Raw genomic sequence first — 1,601 nt, forward strand, 5'->3', positions numbered from 1 at the left:
CTGGTAGGTTGCTCCTCAGCAGAGCCTACTTCCTCTTAACATCCTGATACAAAGATAAATTATAAAAGTTAATTAATAATGAATTATCCAACTTTGTTTGGATTTTAAATGGAAAAAGATATGTAATATGGAAATTTTCGTGAGGGGTTTGGAGGCCTATCCGACCTTAAGTTCTAACACTAATTATTTGGTTCATAATAAAATTCGCATTATATTCGCATGATAATCGTGTGATTTCAGATCGTAATAATCGTGTAAATGAAAAGACGAATATTCGTGTTACACATAATGATTCAGAACTATGGCAACGATAGTAGAACTGTTAGCTTCTTCTTTAGATGTGCTTAAGCAAGTGCAACGGAATGATGATTTCACAATAATAAAAAGTGGCGATATGCCACGAACCCATATTAAAAGGCTGGTGGATAATAACTTTCTTAAACCCATCATAAAAGGTTGGTATGTAGTTACTGACCCAAGGGAAATGCCGGGTGATAGTACAGCATGGTATGCTTCGTTCTGGAATTTTATTGCTCGATACGCAAATGAACGCTATGGTAATGAGTGGTGTTTGTCTGCGGAACAATCACTGGCGATATATAGTGGTTCTACTATTGTTCCCAACCAGGTTATTATAAGAGCACCTAAAGGCAACAATTATGTGGTTCAGTTGATCCCTCCTACTTCTATTTTTAATTTAGGGGCAGAATTACCCGCAAAGATTGATACGAACAATCCGTATAAACTCAATCTCTACACACTACCCGAAGCCTTGATTGTGGCCACACCAACGATGTATCGAAATGATGCACTAGCCATGCGAACAGCTCTCGCAATGATACGTGATGGCTCTGAGATTCTGAAAATATTGGTAGATACGGGACAAACCGCACGAGCAGGAAGAGTAATTGGAGCATTTCGTAATATCGGAAGAGGGGATATTGCCGATGAAATTGCCGGAACAATGAAGCGCATTGGTTATGCAGTTTACGAAGAAGATCCATTTGAAGAAGTTGTCAAAGTTAGTTTATCTCCATCACCATACGCCATCCGTTTACGGCTGATGTGGCAGAATATGCGGGAAGAGGTTATTGCCCATTTCACCCGTTCCAAAAGCACACTTTCCACCGCTGAATTTTTGCAACGAATGGAAGCACAATACAAGTTGGATGCCTATCACTCCTTGTCTATTGAGGGGTATCGGGTAACGGACGAATTGATAAACAAAGTCAAAAGTGGTGCTTGGAAACCGGAAGGAGACGATGCAGATTCCAAAAATGCGCTTGCGGCACGTGGTTATTGGCAGGCATTTCAGAGAGTCAAAGTAGGTATATCTGATATATTGAATGGTATGAACAGTGCGGAAGTGGCAGAACGTGATTTGTCCGTATGGCACAGCGAGATGTTCATGCCATGCGTTACGGCAGGTATTATTAAGCCGTCCGACATTGTCGGTTATCGCTCCCATCAAGTTTATATGTCTATCCCTAAAATCACTTGTCATTTTTTTGGTAGTTAAACGACTTTACTTGTCAATAAGTTCACAGTCACTCTGTATAGCTTGTCACCCCGTAATAAAGCATCAGAAAGGCTTGTCATTA

At 40.3% G+C, this 1,601-nt stretch carries 1 protein-coding gene; it reads left to right on the plus strand.

Annotated features, from left to right (window positions below; translation table 11 throughout):
* Positions 1-301 precede the first annotated feature (301 nt).
* Positions 302-1,519 carry a Fic family protein gene (locus NBH15_RS29075; RefSeq protein WP_250824209.1) on the plus strand — a complete coding sequence of 406 codons (1,218 nt, stop codon included), beginning with the start codon at positions 302-304 and terminating at the stop codon, positions 1,517-1,519.
* The last annotated feature ends 82 nt before the right edge of the window (positions 1,520-1,601 follow it).

This window comes from Parabacteroides caeci (assembly GCF_023656795.1).
Taxonomy (GTDB): Bacteria; Bacteroidota; Bacteroidia; order Bacteroidales; family Tannerellaceae; genus Parabacteroides; species Parabacteroides segnis.